Consider the following 16,326-nt stretch of genomic DNA (forward strand, 5'->3'; position numbering starts at 1 on the left):
TGACCGCGGAATCGCCTCCGGGCATCCTGAAATTCGCTCAACAGGCAGTCAGTACAGCTTTGTTGGGGCTGCATTCACGCGCCACGACCTCCGTTCACCTCCACATTCGCAGCCTTTCACTTGACCGGCCGACTTTTCCTCGTGCAGGGTGGATCTTGAAGGAAGGAATGCCTCTTCCGTGGCGCTTGTCGCTCGCGGAACCGGCCATCAGCGCCTCGACATTACCCCGTGCGATTGTCTCGCCAGGCTCCTTCCGTGCAATCTATTAAGGACTGAAGCGATGTCTTTTCCTGAGGACGCCGGCCTCCCGCTGTCGGGTGCGCTGGAGGGCATCTGGTTCGCCCAGCGGCTCGACCCGGCGAACGCGGCCTACAACACCGGTGAGTACGTGGAGATCCACGGCCCGGTCGACACGGAGCTCTTCGAGACCGCGCTGCGCCGCACGGTCGCCGAGGCGGAGACGTTCGGGCTGCGCCTCACCGAGACCGCCGACGGACCGCGCGCCCACGTGACGCCGCCCGCCGACTGGCCCCTGCACCTCATGGACGTCAGCGAGGAACCCGACCCGCGCGCGGCGGCCGAGACATGGATGCGCGCCGACCTCGCGACCGCCGTCGAGCTCACCGAGGGGCCGCTCTTCACGCAGGCCCTCGTCAAGGCGGCGCCCGACCGCTGGTTCTGGTACCTGCGCGCGCACCACGTCCTGCTCGACGGCTACGGCTTCAAGCTCGTCATCCAGCGGCTGGCCGAGACGTACACCGCGCTCGCCTCCGGGCAGCAGGTCAAGGAGGCGTTCGCTCCCCTGAGCAGACTCCTCGACGAGGAGCGCGCCTACCGCGCGTCCGGACACCACGAACGCGACCGCGCCTACTGGAGCGCACGCCTCGCCGATGCCCCCGACGCCGTCGGCCTCACCGAAGGCACCGCAGCTCCGTCCCCGGTGTCGCTCCGCCGCTCCACCGTCCTGACCGGGGCCGACACCGCACGGCTGACGGCCGCCGCGGAGCGCATGGGCGCGGGCCTGGCCGAACTCTTCCTCGCCGCCACCGCGGCGTACGTCCACCGCTCCACCGGCGCCCCGGACATCGTCCTCGGCGTGCCCGTGCTGAACCGGCGCGGCTCCGCCGCCCTGCGGACCCCCGGCGTGACGTCGGGCATCCTGCCGCTGCGCCTGGCCCTGACCCCGGCCACCACCATCGGCGAACTCGTCCGCTCCGTCGCCGCGGAACTGCGCGACCTGCGCGCGCACCAGCGGTACCGCGGCGAGGAACTGCGCCGTGACCTCAGACTGCTGGGCGGCTCCCGGCGCCTGCACGGCCCCCTGGTCAACTTCATGTCGTTCGCGGGCGAACCCTCCTTCGCCGGCCACCCCGCGACCAACCACCACCTGTCGGCGGGCCCCGTGGAGGACCTGTCGGTGGTCGTGCGGCCAGGTGCGGACGGCACCGGGCTGCGCCTCTTCTTCGACGCCAACCCCGCGCTGTACACCGAGGCCGCGCTGGCCGACCACCAGGAGCGGTTCCTGCGCCTGCTCGACCAGCTCGCCGCCGCCGAGCCGGAACTGCCCCTGGGCCGTACGACATTGCTGGGAGCCGGGGAACACCCCTCGTACGACCGCGCCGGCGGCACGCGGCGGCCCGGGGCCGGTGCCACGGTGCCCGCGCGCTTCGAGGAGCGGGCGGCCCGTACTCCTGACGCGGTGGCGGTCACCTGCGACGGCACCGCCCTGACCTACGGGGAGCTCAACGCCCGCGCCAATCGGCTCGCCCGCCTGCTCGTCGAGCGCGGGGCGGGTCCGGGGCGGACCGTGGCCCTGGCGCTGCCCCGCTCCGTGGACCTGGTGGCCGGCCTCCTCGCCGTGCTCAAGTCCGGCGCCGCCTACGTGCCCCTGGACCCCGGCTATCCCGTCGAACGGCTCCGCGCGGTGATCGAGGACACGCGCCCCCCGATCCTCGTGACGCGGGCCGACACCGTGCGGGAGCTGCCGGACCTGGACACCGCCACGGTCGTCCTCGGGGACCCCGCCGTCGACCGCGACCTGGCCGCGCGCCCCGCCGCCGACCTCACCGCCGCCGACCGGACGGCACCGCTCACCACGGACGACATCGCGTACGTCATCCACACCTCCGGCTCCACCGGCCGCCCCAAGGGGGTGCGGATCCCCCACTCCAACGTCGTCCGGCTCTTCGAGGCGTCCGCCGCGCACTTCACCTTCGGCGAGGAGGACGTGTGGACGTGCTTCCACTCCTACGCCTTCGACTTCTCCGTCTGGGAGATCTGGGGCGCGCTGCTGCACGGCGGCCGTCTCGTGGTCGTCCCGCACGCGACCAGCCGTTCCCCCCGCGACTTCCTGGAACTGCTGCGCCGTGAGCGCGTCACCGTCCTGAGCCAGACCCCTTCCGCCTTCCGGCAGTTGATCCAGGCAGACGGGGAGGCCCCGGACGCCGACGGGCTCGCCCTGCGCTACGTCGTCCTCGGCGGCGAGGCCCTGGAACCCGCCCGCCTGCGCCCCTGGACCGACCGGCACGGCGAGGACGCGCCCGAGCTGGTCAACATGTACGGCATCACCGAGACGACCGTCCACGTCACCCACCAGCGCGTGACCCGGGCGATGACCGAGGACGAGCGGGCGGGCAGCGCCATCGGCTCTCCGCTGCCGGACCTGCGCATATACGTGCTGGACCACTGCCTGCAACCGGTGCCGCCCGGCCGGGTGGGCGAGATGTACGTGGCCGGCGCGGGCCTGGCCCGCGACTACCTCGGCCGCCCCGAGCTGACCGCCGAGCGGTTCGTGGCCGACCCGTTCGGGGAACCGGGGGAGCGGATGTACCGCACCGGCGACCTGGCCCGCCGGTGCGCCGACGGCACGCTGGAGTACGCCGGGCGCGCCGACCAGCAGATCAAGATCCGGGGATTCCGTATCGAGCCCGGCGAGATCGAGGCCGCGCTCCTCCGGCACCCGGACGTCGCCCAGGCCGTCGTCATCGCCCGCGCGACGGACGATGACGACGCCGCCGCCGAACGGACGCTCCTCGCCTACGCCGTGCCCCGCCCGGGGCACCTCCCCGACCCGGCGGAGCTCCGCGCCCACCTGGCAGGGCTGCTGCCCGGGCACATGGTCCCGGCCGCCTGCCTCGTCGTGTACGCCCTGCCGCTGACCGCCAACGGCAAGCTGGACACCCGGGCGCTGCCCGCGCCCGACTTCGCCGCGGCGGCCGGCGGCCGGGCCCCCGCCACCGAGACCCAGGCCCTGGTCTGCCGGCTCTATGAGGAACTCCTGCGGCTGCCCGGGGACACCGTCGGCATCGACGACAACTTCTTCGACCTCGGCGGCCAGTCCCTGCTCGCGGCCCGGCTGCTGACCCGGCTGCGCGCTGCGACCGGCGCCGAGGTGCCGATGGCCGTGGTCTTCTCCACGCCCACCCCGGCCCAGATCGCCGAGCACCTGCCGGACTCCGCGGAGACCGCCCCCGCCCGGCCGCCCCTGGCCCCGGCCGAGCGGCCGGAGCGCGTCCCGCTCGCCAGCGCCCAGCAGGGCCTGTGGTTCCTCAGCCGGCTGGACACGGCGGCGGCCACCTACAACATCCCCTTCGCCGTCCGGCTGGTCCACGGGATCGACCACGACGCCCTGCGGGCCGCCCTGGCCGACGTGACCGACCGGCACGAGAGCCTGCGCACGCTCCTGCCGCAGACCGACGGCGTACCGCACCAGGAGATCCGCGCGCCCGGTACCGTACGGCCCGTCCTCCAGATCGTCGACTGCCCCGAGCCGGAGACCGGCGCCCACGTCGCCGCCGCGGCGCGCCACCGCTTCGACCTCACGCGGGACGCGCCCCTGTGGGCCGGGCTGTACGGACCCCCGTCCGGAGCGCGCACGCTCGTCATCGTCGTGCACCACGCCGCGGCCGACGGCTGGTCGCTGCGCCCGCTGGCCGACGACCTCTCGGCCGCCTACGCCGCACGCCTCGAAGGCCGCGCGCCGCACTGGGAGCCGCTGCCGGTCCAGTACGCCGACTACGCCCTGTGGCAGCGCGCCCTGCTGAGCGAGGAGGGCACGGCAGCCAGCCTGATGGGTCGTCAGATGGAGTTCTGGAGGACGGCGCTGGCCGGGCTGCCGGAGGAGATACCGCTGCCCGTCGACCGAGCGCGCCGGACCTCCGCCCGCCGCGGCGGCCATCTGGAGCTGGAGCTCGCCCCCGGCCTCCACCGCGACCTCCTCGGCCTCGCACGCGACAGCGACGTCAGCCTCTTCATGGTGCTGCAGAGCGCCCTCGCCGCCCTCCTCACCCGCTGCGGCAGCGGCAGCGACATCCCCATCGGCACCCCGGTGGCCGGGCGCGCCGACGAGGCGCTCGACGACCTGGTCGGCCTGATCACCAACACCGTCGTGCTGCGCACCGACACCTCCGGCGACCCGGAGTTCCGCGAACTGCTCGCCCGGACGCGGGACGCGGACCTGGCCGCCTACGACCACCAGGACCTGCCCTTCGACCGCCTGGTGGACGAGCTCAAGCCCGCCAGGACCGCCGACCGGCACCCGCTGTTCCAGGTGATGCTGGCCCTCCAGAACAACACCGAGGCCGTCCTGCGGCTCGGCGGCAACCGCGCCACGCTGGAGCCCGTCCCGACCGGTACGGCGAAGTTCGACCTCTTCGTCGACGTGCTGGAGCGCCGCCACGCCGACGGCACCCCCGGCGGCCTCCACTGCCACGTCGAGTACGACGCGGACCTCTTCGACCCGGACACCGTCGAGCACCTGGCCGAGGCCCTGCGCGCCCTGCTCGACGCCGTCACCGCCGAACCCCGGCTGCGCGTCAGCGACTTGCCCGCGCCCCGGACACGCCCGGCTCCCGCCCCGGCGGCAGCGGGCGAGACCTTCGACCCGGCGCCGCTGGAGCGCGCTCTGCTCGCGATGGACGGCATCCGCGACTTCCTGGTGCTGCCGCCCCGCGACGACGAGCCCGGACGGCCGACCGTACTGGCCGTCCCCACCAGGGAGTCCGCCGTCGAGCAAGCGGCGAAGGAACTGCGGCGCACCACCGCGCACCCCGGCCAGGCACCGCGCCTGGTCGCCGTCTCGGCGCTGCCCCGCACCCCCGAGGGCACCCCGGACCTCACCGCGCTCGAACCGTTTCCCCGGATCGACATCGGCGTGGCGGAGCAGTGGCGGGAGGCCCTGACAGCGCTGCCCGGCGTCGGCTCCGCGGCGGTCGGCCTCGAAGAGGTGACCGAGCCCCTGGGCCGGCTGCACCTGGGAACGGCGGCCGCGCGCACACCCGCCGCCCCCGACGGCACCGCCCCGGCCACCGCCGCGGACCGGACGGCTCCCGGCGCGGCCGTCCCCTCCCTCAGCGAAGGCCCGCCCCTGCCCGAACCCGCCGCGCGCACCTGGCCCGAGGCCCTGCGCCGGGCGACCGCCGCCGGACCGCAGGGCGAGGTCGTCCACGTACGGGCCGACGGCAGCACCGCGCGACGCGACTACGCGAGCCTCGCCGAGGAGGCCTCCCGGGTGCTGGGCGGACTGCGGCAGCGCGGGCTGCGCCCGGGGGACCGGGTCATCCTCCAGTGCGAGGACACCGAGGACTTCCTCGCGGCCCTCTGGGGCTGCGTCCTGGGCGGATTCGTCACCGTGCCGCTCACGGTTCCCCCCTCCTACCAGCTCGAATCGGCGGCGGTGGCCAAACTGGAGGGTGTCTGGCGGATGCTGGACCGCCCCTGGATCGTCGCCTCCGCCGCACACGGGACCGCGCTGGGCGAGCTGGCCGCGCGCCGGGAGTGGCCCGCGCCCCGGCTCACCACCGTGACCGAGCTGCGCGCCGCGTCGGCCGACCACGACTGGCACCCGGCGGAGCCCGACGACGTGCTCCTGATGCTGCTGACCTCCGGCAGCACCGGCCTGCCCAAGGCGGTCCGGCTCAGCCACCGCAACGTCCTGACCCGCGCCGCGGCCGCCGCCGCGATGAACGGGCTGACCGAGGACGACGTCTCGCTGAACTGGATCCCCCTCGACCACGTCACCGGCGTGGTGATGTTCCACCTCCGCGACGTCTTCCTGGGCTGCCGCCAGGTCCACGCGCCCACCTCGTGGATCCTGGAGGACCCGCTGCGGTGGATGGACCTGGCTGACCGCCACCGGGCCACCGTGACTTGGGCGCCCAACTTCGCCTTCGGACTGCTCGGCGAGCACGCCCACCGGATGGGCGGCCGCACCTGGGACCTCTCGCCGGTCCGCCTGGTGATGAACGCGGGGGAGGTCGTCGTCGCCGCGACCGCCCGGCGCTTCCTGGAGGTTCTGGCGCCGTTCGGGATGCCGCCCACCGTCATGCACCCCGGCTGGGGCATGTCCGAGACCTCCTCGGTGGTGACGGACGCGCAACTGCCGCCCGAGCCCCTTCCCCAGGAGAGCGCGTTCGTCAGCTGCGGGCTGCCCTATCCCGGCTTCGCCATGCGCGTCGTCGACGACCTCGGCCGGATCGTGCCCGAGGGGACCGTCGGCCGGTTCCAGGTCCGCGGCACCTCGGTGACCTCCGGCTACCACGACAACCCGGCCCAGAACGAGGAGTCGTTCACCGACGAGGGCTGGTTCGAGACCGGTGACCTCGCGTATCTGCGCTCCGGCGAGCTGTACATCACCGGCCGCGCCAAGGACGTCATCATCGTCAACGGCGTCAACCACTACAGCCACGAGATCGAGGCGTGCGCCGAGGAACTCCCCTTGGTGGAGCGCTCGTTCACCGCGGCCTGCGCGGTGCGCACCGACCCCGCGGCGAGCACCGACGAGCTCGCGCTGTTCGTGTGCGTGACCCCCGGCGAGGACGTCCGGCAGGCGCTGCGGACGATCCGGGGGAAGGTCACCCGGGAGATCGGCGTCAGCCCCGCCCACCTGATACCGGTGACACCGGAGGACATCCCCAAGACCGAGATCGGCAAGATCCGGCGGACCCGGCTGCGCAAGCAGTTCGAGGCGGGGGAGTTCGACGAGGCCGTACGCCGCGCCGAGATCCTCCTCGAGACCGCGGCCACCGTGCCGGACTGGTTCCTGCGCCCGGTGTGGCAGCGGGCCGAAGTCCACCACCGGCCCCTGGAACCGGCGCGGCACACCCTGATCCTGGCCGGACACGGGGACCTGGCCGCCGACGTGGCCGACGCGGTGGCCGACGGGCTCCGGAGCCAGGGCGCGACGGCGACGGTCGTCACCGGGGCCGAGGAGTACGACCGCCTGGACGCGGCCCGCTACCGCGTCCGCGCCGACGCCGTCGAGGACTACCGCCGGCTGCTCGCCGGCCTGGCCGCGGACGGCCGCCCGGTGGACGCCGTCCTGCACCTGGGCGCCCTCTCCGCCCGGGACCCGCACCAGGAACCGGACTCCGTGGAGGCCCTGCTGGCCGCCCAACGGGACAGCTCCGACAGCCTGCTGTGCCTGACCCGGGCCCTGGCGGAGGCGCACGTCCCCGGCCGGCGCGTCCGGCTCCACCTGGTCACCTGCCGGAACCAGCAGGTCCTGCCCGACGAGCACGCCCGCTACGACCACGCGGCCGCGGGCGGTCTCCTCAAGAGCCTCCCGCAGGAACTGCCCTGGCTCAGCACCTGCTGGGTGGACGTACCGGCCGAGGACTCCGCCCACATCGCCTGGCTGATCCTCGCCGAGGCGGCGGTCCCGACGACCGAGACCGAGGTCGCCCACCGGGCGGGCCGGCGCTGGGTGCGCCGGCTGGCACCGCTGCCCGACCCGCTGCCGCAGACCCGGCCCGGCGCCGAGGAAGGCTTCCACGTCATCAGCGGCGGGCTCGGCGGGGTCGCCCCGCGCATCGCCGGACACCTGCTCAAGACCCCCGGCACCCGGCTCCTCCTCCTCGGCCGCAGCGAGCTCCCCGAAGAGCACACCTGGGACGCCCACCTCGCCGCGGGCGGGGAGACCGCCCGGCGGATAGAGGCCTACCGCGCACTGCGCGAGCGCGGCGCCGTACAGTACGCCGCCGCCGACATCACCGACGTCGCGCAGGTGTGCGCCGCCGTGGAGAAGGCCGCCGCCCACTGGTCGGCGCCGCTGGCCGGAGTGCTCCACCTGGCAGGGGAGTTCGAGCAGCGCGCCGCCTCGGAGTACGACCCGGAGCAGTGGCGCGCGGCGCTGGCCGCGAAGGTCACCGGCGGATGGGTCCTGCACCGGCTGGCCCTGGCGCACTCGGCGCGGTCCTTCCTCTCCTTCTCCTCCGTCAACGGCTACTTCGGCGGCGCCATGAGCGGCGCCTACGCCGCGGCCAACGCCTTCCTCGACGCCCTCGCGGCACACCAGCGCCGCGCCGGACTCGACGCGCGCAGCCTGGCCTGGAGCATGTGGGACGAACTCGGCATGAGCCGCGGCTACGGCCTCAAGGAGCTGACCGAGGCACGCGGCTACCGGATCCTGGACGAGGCCGCCGCGCTGCGCTCCTTCGACCTGGCCCGCTCCCTCGACACCCCGCACGTCCTCGTCGGAGTGGACCGCGGCGCTCCCTGGGTGCGCGGCCAAGTGCTCGCCCCCGCGCGCACGGTGCACCGCGTGGCGGCCCGGGTGGTCTTCCAGGACGGTGCCGACGTCGGGGCCGTCCACCACGGTGCCGCCGACGCCGCCCAGCGGGCGGGCGCCGCCGACCGGTGGGTGCTGCGGGCGGCCGGGCCGGCCGGACCCGCCGCCGCGGCGGAGGAGACCACGGCCGGCGACAGGGAACTGCGCGAGAAGCTGTCCGCGATCTGGTGCCAGGCACTGGGACGGGACCACGTCGGCACGGAGGAGAACTTCTTCGACCTCGGCGGCAACTCCCTGCTGCTGGTCAAGGCCCAGACCGCGGTCAACAGCCGACTGGGCTGCGACCTGAGCGTGGTGGACCTCTTCCGCCACCCCACGGTCGAGGCGCTGGCCCGGCACCTCACCGGCAGCGGCCTCCTCCCGGCCGCCCACGGCACACCGGAGGCCACACCGGCAGCGACATCCCCGGCCGACGGCTCCGCCCCGGGCAGCGCCCTGGAGCTGGCACGGCAACAAGCACAGCGACGGCGCGCGGCACGCAAGCAGGCCACCCAGCAGAAGAAGGCCCAGCACGATGGATGAGACAGCACAGAGCGCCTACGCGCACGACAACGACATCGCGGTCATCGCCATGGCCGCGCGCTTCCCCGGCGCCGACACCGTCGAGGAGTTCTGGGCGAACCTCGCCGCCGGGAAGGAGTCCATCCGCCCGGTCACCGACGAGGAGTACCTGGCGGCGGGCGGCGACCCGGACGACCTGGCCGACCGGAACCTGGTGCGGGTGGCCTCGGTCATCGAGGGCATCGACCGGTTCGACGCCGCGTTCTTCGGCTACAGCCCCGCCGAGGCCGAACTCATCGACCCCCAGCAGCGGCTCCTCCTCGAGAGCGCCTACCACGCCCTGGAGGCGGCGGGCCTCGCGACCGGCCACGACGGGCACCGGGTCGGTGTCTACGCGGGCGCCGGCGAGAGCCGGTACTACACCGCGCACGTCTACCCCAAGATCGTCGCGGAGCGCTCGACGATGGCGCTGGTCCACGCCGCCAACGCCAACTCGCTCGGCGCGCTGGCCACCCGCGTCTCCTACGACCTGGGCCTGACCGGCCCCAGCCTGGCCGTGCAGACCGCCTGCTCCACCGGTCTCGTCGCCATCCACACCGCCTGCCAGGACCTGCTGAACCACGCCTGCGACGTCGCGCTGGCCGCGGCGGTCTCCCTCGGCCCGGGGGCGAAGCTCGGCTACCGGTACGTCCCCGACGGCACGTTCTCCCCGGACGGCCACTGCCGGGCCTTCGACGCCCGCGCCGCGGGCACCGTCCCCGGCGACGGCGTCGGCGCGGTGGTCCTCAAGCGCCTGGCGGACGCCGTGGCCGACGGCGACCGCGTCCGAGCCGTGATCAAGGGCTCGGCCATCAACAACGACGGCCGCCGCAAAGTGGGCTTCAACGCCCCGAGCGTCGAGGGCCAGGCCGAGGCGATCCTCGCGGCCCAGGCGGAGGCCGGTATCGACGCCGACTCCCTCGGCTACGTCGAGGCACACGGCACCGCCACCCGCATCGGCGACCCGATCGAGGTCACGGCGCTCACCCAGGCCATCAGGGAGAGCACCGACCGCGAGCGGTTCTGCGCACTCGGGTCGGTCAAGACCAACATCGGCCACCTGGGGGCCGCGGCCGGCATGGCCGGCTTCATCAAGACCGTGCTGGCACTGGAACACCGGCAGATCCCGCCGAGCCTGCACTTCGCCGACCCCAACCCGCTGATCGACTTCGCGACGAGCCCGTTCCGGGTGCCCACCACCCTGGAGGACTGGCCGGCCGGGCCGACCCCGCGCCGGGCCGCCGTCAGTGCCTTCGGCCTCGGCGGCACCAACGCCCACCTCGTCCTGGAGGAGGCGCCGACGGCCCCCGGCGCGCAGCCGTCGGCCGGCTCCGTGGACGAGCCGTCCTGGCAGGTCCTCCCGCTGTCGGCCCGTACCGCCGGCGCCCTGCGCGGGCAGCGCGAAGAGCTGGCCCGGCACCTGGACGCCCACCCCCAACTCGCCCTCGACGAGGTCGCCCACACCCTGCGCGTCCACCGCCCCGCCATGCCCCACCGCTCGGCGCTGGTCGCCGCGACCACCGCCGACGCCGCGGAACTGCTGCGCGAGCCCTGCCCCGCGAGCCCCGCCGTACACAGCGGCCAGGCCCCCGCCGTCGCCTTCCTGCTGCCCGGCGGCGGAACCCAGTACGCCGGTATGGGCGCGCAGCTCTACCGCCAGGAAGCGGACTTCCGCGACACCGTCGACCAGTGCGCCCGCATCCTGCGGCCCGTCCTCGGCCACGACCTGCGCACCGCGCTGTACGAGCGCCCGGAACTCGGCGACGTGGACGGCTTCCTGTCCCTGGTCGTCACCGAGTACGCGCTCGCCACGGCGCTGATGCGCCGCGGAGTGCGGCCGGACGCGCTCATCGGCCACTCGCTCGGCGAGTACACCGCCGCCTGCCTCGCCGGAGTGCTCTCCCTGGAGGAGATGCTGCCGCTGGTCGCCGAACGCATGCGGCTCATCACCTCGGCCGGCGGCAGCACCCTCGGTGTCGCCCTCGGCGAGGAGCGGATCCGTGAACTCCTCACCGACGGGCTCTCGTTGACCGCGGTCAACGGACCCGGGTCCTGTGCCGTCGCGGGCCGCGACGAAGAAGTCGACGCACTGGAACAGCGGCTGCTCGCCCTCGGCATCCCGCACCGCCGCCTGGCCATGTCCGCCGCGGGGCACTCCTCGGTGCTCGACCCGATCCTCGACGACTACGCCGAAGCACTGCGCGGCGTCACCCTGCGCCCGCCGCGGATCCCCTACGTCACCAACGTCACCGGCACCTGGATCACCCCCGAGCAGGCGACCGGTGCCCGCCACTGGCTCGACCACACCCGCCACACCGTGCGCTTCGCCGACGGCCTGACCCGGCTGTGGGAGCGCGGCAGGCCCCTGCTCGTCGAGGTCGGCCCCGGGAACTCCCTCACCAAGCTGGCGCACGGCATCCTGGGCGACGAGGCCCCCACCACCGTGCCGACCATGCGGCAGGCCAAGGCCGAGCGGCCGGACAGCCAGCTGTTCACCGAGGCGCTCGCCCGCCTCTGGACGGCCGGGGTCCCCGTCGAACTCGCGCCCGCCGACGGCACGGCACCGCCCCGCCGCGCGACTCCGCTGCCCGGCTACGCCTTCGACCGCCGCCGCCACTGGATCCCGGCGGCCGCCGCCCCGCCACAGCCGGAAGCCCGCACCGAGGACGCCCCGGCGGATCCCGGGGCCGCCACCCCGGCCCCCACCGGGGCGCCGCGCCCGCACCTGGCGACCCCGTACACCGCGCCCCGCACCGATGACGAACGCACCGTGGCCGAGCAGTGGGAACAGGCCCTCGGCATCGACCGGATCGGTATCCACGACAACTTCTTCGACCTGGGCGGCGACTCGATGCGCGCCGTCCTGCTGGCCGCACGGCTGAACGCCACCTCGCTCCCGGGGGTGTCCGCGGGCGCCATCCTGGCCGCGCCCACCATCGCCCGCCTGCTGGACGGATCGGGCCGCGAGGCCGCGGGCCAGGAGGCGTTCGCCCCCGTGCTGCCGCTGCGCACGGAAGGCGACCGCACACCCCTGTTCTGCGTCCACCCCGGCGGTGGCATCGCCTGGCGCTACGCCGGCCTGCTGGCGCACCTCGGCGGGCGGCAGCCGGTGTACGGGATCCAGGCCCACGGCCTGGACGGCCGGCACGAACCGGCCGCCGACGCCAAGGAGATGATCGACTCCTACCTCGCGCACATGCGGGAGATCCAGCCCGAAGGCCCCTACCGGATCCTCGGCTGGTCCTTCGGCGGCACCGTGGCCCACGCCATGGCCACCACCCTGCAACGCCTGGGCGAGCGGGTCGAACTGCTGGCGATGCTGGACTCGCCCCTGGGACACCAGTACGCCCAGCGGCCGGAGGAGACGGAGCGCCAGGTCGCCGCCCTGCTGCTGCGGATCACCGGCGTGCGGGTCACGGACGGCCCGGCGCCGCAGGACGTGGCGGAGGTGCTGGACCTGGTCGGCCGCACCGCCCGGGAGGGGAGCGGCGGGCGTTCGGCCGTGACGGCCGAGGAGGCGGCGGCCTTCGCCCGGATCATCCGGAACAACCTCCGCGTCGGGCCCGAGCTGTCCCCCGAGGTGTTCGAGGGCGACGTGCTGTTCTTCAGCGCCACCGGCGCGCCCGCCGAGGCCGACCGCCCGTCGCTCGGCTCCCTGACGGCCGACGGCTGGCGCCCCTACGTCACCGGTGTCCTCCACGACCACCCCGTGCCGTGCAGCCATCACGAGATGACCGAGCCCGAACCGCTCGCCCGCATCGGCGCGGTGCTGGCGGCCACCCTCCAGCAGTCCGGCCACTGACGGCGCACCACCGCTCCACCTACGGAAAGGAACAGTCGTGCAGAACCCTTTCGAGGACCACGGCCAGAGCGGGCACACCCACCTGGTGCTGAAGAACACGACCGGAGAACTCTCCCTGTGGCCCGTCTTCCTGGACGTACCGGACGGCTGGGCCGTCGTCCTCCCGGCGAACGACCACAGTGCCTGCCTCACCTACCTGAAGCGCGCCGACGCCCACCCCGACGCGTGAAAGAGAGCACATCATGCGGTTCGACAACCTCTACCTCGCCGGCATCGCCGGCTGGCTGCCCGAGCGTATGGACACCCAACGGGCGGTGAACGAGGGGCTGATGGACGCGACCGTCCGCGAGGTGTCCGGGATCGAGGCGGTCCCCGTCGCCGGGACCACACCGGCGCCGGACATGGCGGTCGCGGCGGCCCGTACGGCCGTCGAACGGTCCGGTCACGCCCCCGACGACTTCGCCGCCCTGCTGCACAGCGACTCGCACTTCCAGGGCCCGGACGGCTGGTCCCCGCAGCACTACATCCTGCGCGAGACCCTGGACCGACCCATCTCCGCCGTCGAGGTGCGCCAGGGCTGCCTGGGCATGCTGGCGAGCCTCGAACTGGCCGCGCACCGGCTGGCCTTCGACCCCTCGCGCCCCGCCGTCCTGCTGACCGGCGGCGACAACTTCGGGACGCCGCTGGCCGACCGCTGGCGGGACGCCGGACTCTTCCTGCTGGCCGACGGCGCCGCCGCCGCGGTCGTCTCGGCCCGGGGAGGCTTCGCCCGGCTGCTGTCCTGCGCCTCGCTCTCCGACCCCGGGATGGAGGAGCTGAACCGGGGCGGCGAGGTGCTCTTCCCGCCGCCGATGACCGTCGGACGGCCGCTCGACCTCGAAGGGCGCCGCCGGTACTGGCGCGACCAGTGGGCCGCCGGCACCCTGCCGCCCATGGGAGACCTCGGCCGCCTCGTCGAGGAGGTCGCCTCGCGGGCACTCGAGGAAGCCGGACTGACCATGGACGACATGGACCGCGTCGTCCACATGGGCTTCTCCCGGATCCCGCTCTGGGACACCTTCCTCTCGCCCCTGGGCATCGACGAGGAGCGCGGCATCTGGGACTTCACCCGCCGCACCGGCCACGTGGGGACCGCCGACCTGATCGTCGGCCTCGACCACCTCTGCAGCACCGAGCAACTGGTCGAAGAGGATCACGTCATGCTCATCGGCGCGGCCCCGGGAGCCGAGGTCTCCTGCGTCGTCGCGCGCATCGACCGGCCCATGCTCTGACCACCCCGACCGGAAACGAACAGGAGACGCACACCGTGCTCGACGGCTGCACCCCACCCGATGAGGCCCGAGCGGCCTCCTACCGCGAGAAGGGCTACTGGCGAGGGGAGAACCTCTCCGCCCTGCTCCGCTCCTGGGCCCACCGCCACGACACCGCCACCGCGCTGGTCGACGGAGAGCGCCGACTGACCTACCGCGCCCTCGACCAGTGGGTCGACCGGCTGGCGGCGGGCTTCAGGGAACACGGCCTGGAAGCCGGCGACCGCGTGGTCGTACAGCTCCCGAACTCCATGGAGTTCCCCGCCGTCAGCTTCGCCCTCTTCCGGATCGGCGTCATCCCCGTCTTCACCCTGGCCTCGCACCGGGCCCACGAGATCCGCCACCTGTGCGAGCTCTCCGCGGCACGGGGATACGTACTGCCCGCCCGCCACCGCGGCTTCGACCATCTGGGCCTGGCGCTGCGGATGAAGGACGAAGTCCCCTCGCTGCGCCACCTCTTCGTCCTCGGCGACGTGCCGGACGGTGTCGAGGCCACGCCGCTGCGGGAGGTGGACGCGGACCCGCGGCCGTTCCCCGAACCCGACCCCTCCGAGGTGGCCTTCTTCCTCCTGTCCGGCGGCACGACGGCCCTGCCCAAGCTCATTCCGCGCACCCACGACGGGTACACGTACCAGACGCGGACGGCGGTGGACTTCTGCGGGATCACCGAGAAGGACGTCTATCTCGCGGCCCTGCCCATGGGGTTCAACTTCACGTGGGGCAGCCCGGGAGTGGTCGGCACCCTCAGGGCCGGCGGAACCGTGGTGATCGCCGAGGACCCGACGGCCGACGACTGCTTCCGGCTGATCGAGGAGGAGGGCGTCACCTTCACCTCGATCGTGCCGACCGTGGCCCAGCTCTGGCTGGAGACGGCCGAGTGGTCCACCCACCGGCTGACCACCCTGCGCAGCGTCCAGGTCGGCGGAGCCCCGCTCCCCGCGGCACTCGCCGCGCGCGTCGGGCCCGGCCTGGGGTGCCGCCTCCAACAGGTCTTCGGCACCACGGAAGGGCTCCTCTCCCTCACCCACGACGACGACCCGCAGGACGTGGTGGTGCACACGCAGGGCCGCCCCATCTCACCGGGCGACGAGCTGCGGATCGCCGACGACGACGGCCACGACCTCCCCGCGGGGGCCATCGGCGAACTGCTCACCCGAGGCCCCTACACCCTGCACGGCTACTACCGGGCCGAGGAGCACAACCAGGTCGCCTTCACCCAGGACGGTTTCTACCGCACCGGCGACCTGGCCCGGATCACCCCGGAGGGCCATCTGGTGATCGAGGGGCGCATCAAGGACGTCATCGTGCGCGGCGGCGACAAGGTCTCCGCCGGAGAGGTCGAGAGCCACCTGCTCACGCACCCGGCGGTCGCCCGCGTCGCGGTCGTCGGCATACCGGACGACTATCTCGGCGAGCGCGTGTGCGCGTACGTCGTCGCGGACGGCGCACCACCGGCGCTCAACGACCTGAGGCAGGCCCTGCAGGACCGCGGCCTGGCCGACTACAAGCTCCCCGACCGGCTCGAAGTCATCGACGCCCTCCCGGTCACCGGCCTCGGCAAGGTCGACAAGAAACGGCTCGCGGCGCGCGGACGTACACCGGAACCGACACCCTCCACCGAAGAACCCCGAGGAGCCCGCCGATGACCTCAGAACCGCCCGGGACCGACCCGGTGCTCCAGTCGCTGACCCGGCTCGTCGCGGGCTACCTCGACACCGCCCCCGAGAGCCTGCCGCCCGACGCCAACCTCGTGCACCTGGGCCTCGGTTCGCTGGAAGTCATGCGCCTGGTCGGCCGGCTGCGCAAGGCCCGCGTCCCCGCCGAGGTCCGGGACCTGGCGGCCGACCCGACCTTGGCGCACTGGACCCGCTACCTGCTCACCCTGCGCCCGGCCGAGGACATCACGGCCGGCCTGGCCTGAGCCGGGCCCCGGCCCGCCCGCCCGTGCCACCGGCCGCCGGACAAAGGGAACGGAAGGGGAGGAGCCCACCGGGCTGTCGTGGCGCGGGGCCTCCTCGACCGCGCCCGCCCGGCCGGCCTCTCCGGCGCGTACCGGGGCGGGCTGTCGATAGCCGTAGGTAATTCATCCATGAAACGTTGATCGCCGC

Annotated in this window: 6 protein-coding genes; all 6 read left to right on the forward strand. The window is 74.0% G+C overall.

What is annotated here, in order from left to right; translation table 11 throughout:
* The first annotated feature begins 280 nt into the window (after positions 1-280).
* From AB0435_RS03475 to AB0435_RS03500, 6 genes are read left to right on the forward strand one after another with little or no spacing between them, the layout of a single operon-like run.
* A complete protein-coding gene (locus tag AB0435_RS03475) occupies positions 281-9,088 on the forward strand; it encodes an amino acid adenylation domain-containing protein (RefSeq protein ID WP_366426095.1) in 8,808 nt (2,935 codons plus the stop codon).
* On the forward strand, positions 9,081-12,908 hold the full coding sequence (locus AB0435_RS03480; RefSeq protein WP_366426096.1) for a beta-ketoacyl synthase N-terminal-like domain-containing protein: 3,828 nt from the start codon (positions 9,081-9,083) through the stop codon (positions 12,906-12,908). Before AB0435_RS03475 ends, AB0435_RS03480 begins: the two co-directional genes overlap by 8 nt.
* Before the next feature lie 37 nt (positions 12,909-12,945).
* Positions 12,946-13,137, forward strand: a complete 192-nt coding sequence (locus AB0435_RS03485) for an MbtH family NRPS accessory protein (protein WP_366002400.1) — start codon at positions 12,946-12,948, stop codon at positions 13,135-13,137.
* A 13-nt stretch (positions 13,138-13,150) separates the two neighbouring features.
* Positions 13,151-14,179 (forward strand): ketoacyl-ACP synthase III family protein, encoded by a 1,029-nt coding sequence (locus AB0435_RS03490; protein ID WP_366002399.1) that lies wholly within the window; start codon positions 13,151-13,153, stop codon positions 14,177-14,179.
* 35 nt (positions 14,180-14,214) lie between these two features.
* Complete coding sequence (locus AB0435_RS03495) at positions 14,215-15,864, forward strand: AMP-binding protein (RefSeq protein ID WP_366426097.1); 1,650 nt, start codon at positions 14,215-14,217, stop codon at positions 15,862-15,864.
* Positions 15,861-16,139, forward strand: coding sequence for a phosphopantetheine-binding protein (locus AB0435_RS03500; protein WP_366002397.1), 279 nt, complete (start codon positions 15,861-15,863; stop codon positions 16,137-16,139). The genes AB0435_RS03495 and AB0435_RS03500 overlap by 4 nt, the downstream gene beginning before the upstream one ends.
* Positions 16,140-16,326 lie beyond the last annotated feature (187 nt).

Source organism: Streptomyces sp. NPDC051173 (assembly GCF_040689515.1).
Classification (GTDB): Bacteria; Actinomycetota; Actinomycetes; order Streptomycetales; family Streptomycetaceae; genus Streptomyces.

Coding starts and splice junctions, on each gene's coding strand:
- AB0435_RS03490 (WP_366002399.1), top strand. CDS start 13,151: ATGCGGTTCGACAACCTCTACCTCGCCGGCATCGCCGGCTGGCTGCCC.
- AB0435_RS03475 (WP_366426095.1), top strand. CDS start 281: ATGTCTTTTCCTGAGGACGCCGGCCTCCCGCTGTCGGGTGCGCTGGAG.
- AB0435_RS03480 (WP_366426096.1), top strand. CDS start 9,081: ATGGATGAGACAGCACAGAGCGCCTACGCGCACGACAACGACATCGCG.
- AB0435_RS03500 (WP_366002397.1), top strand. CDS start 15,861: ATGACCTCAGAACCGCCCGGGACCGACCCGGTGCTCCAGTCGCTGACC.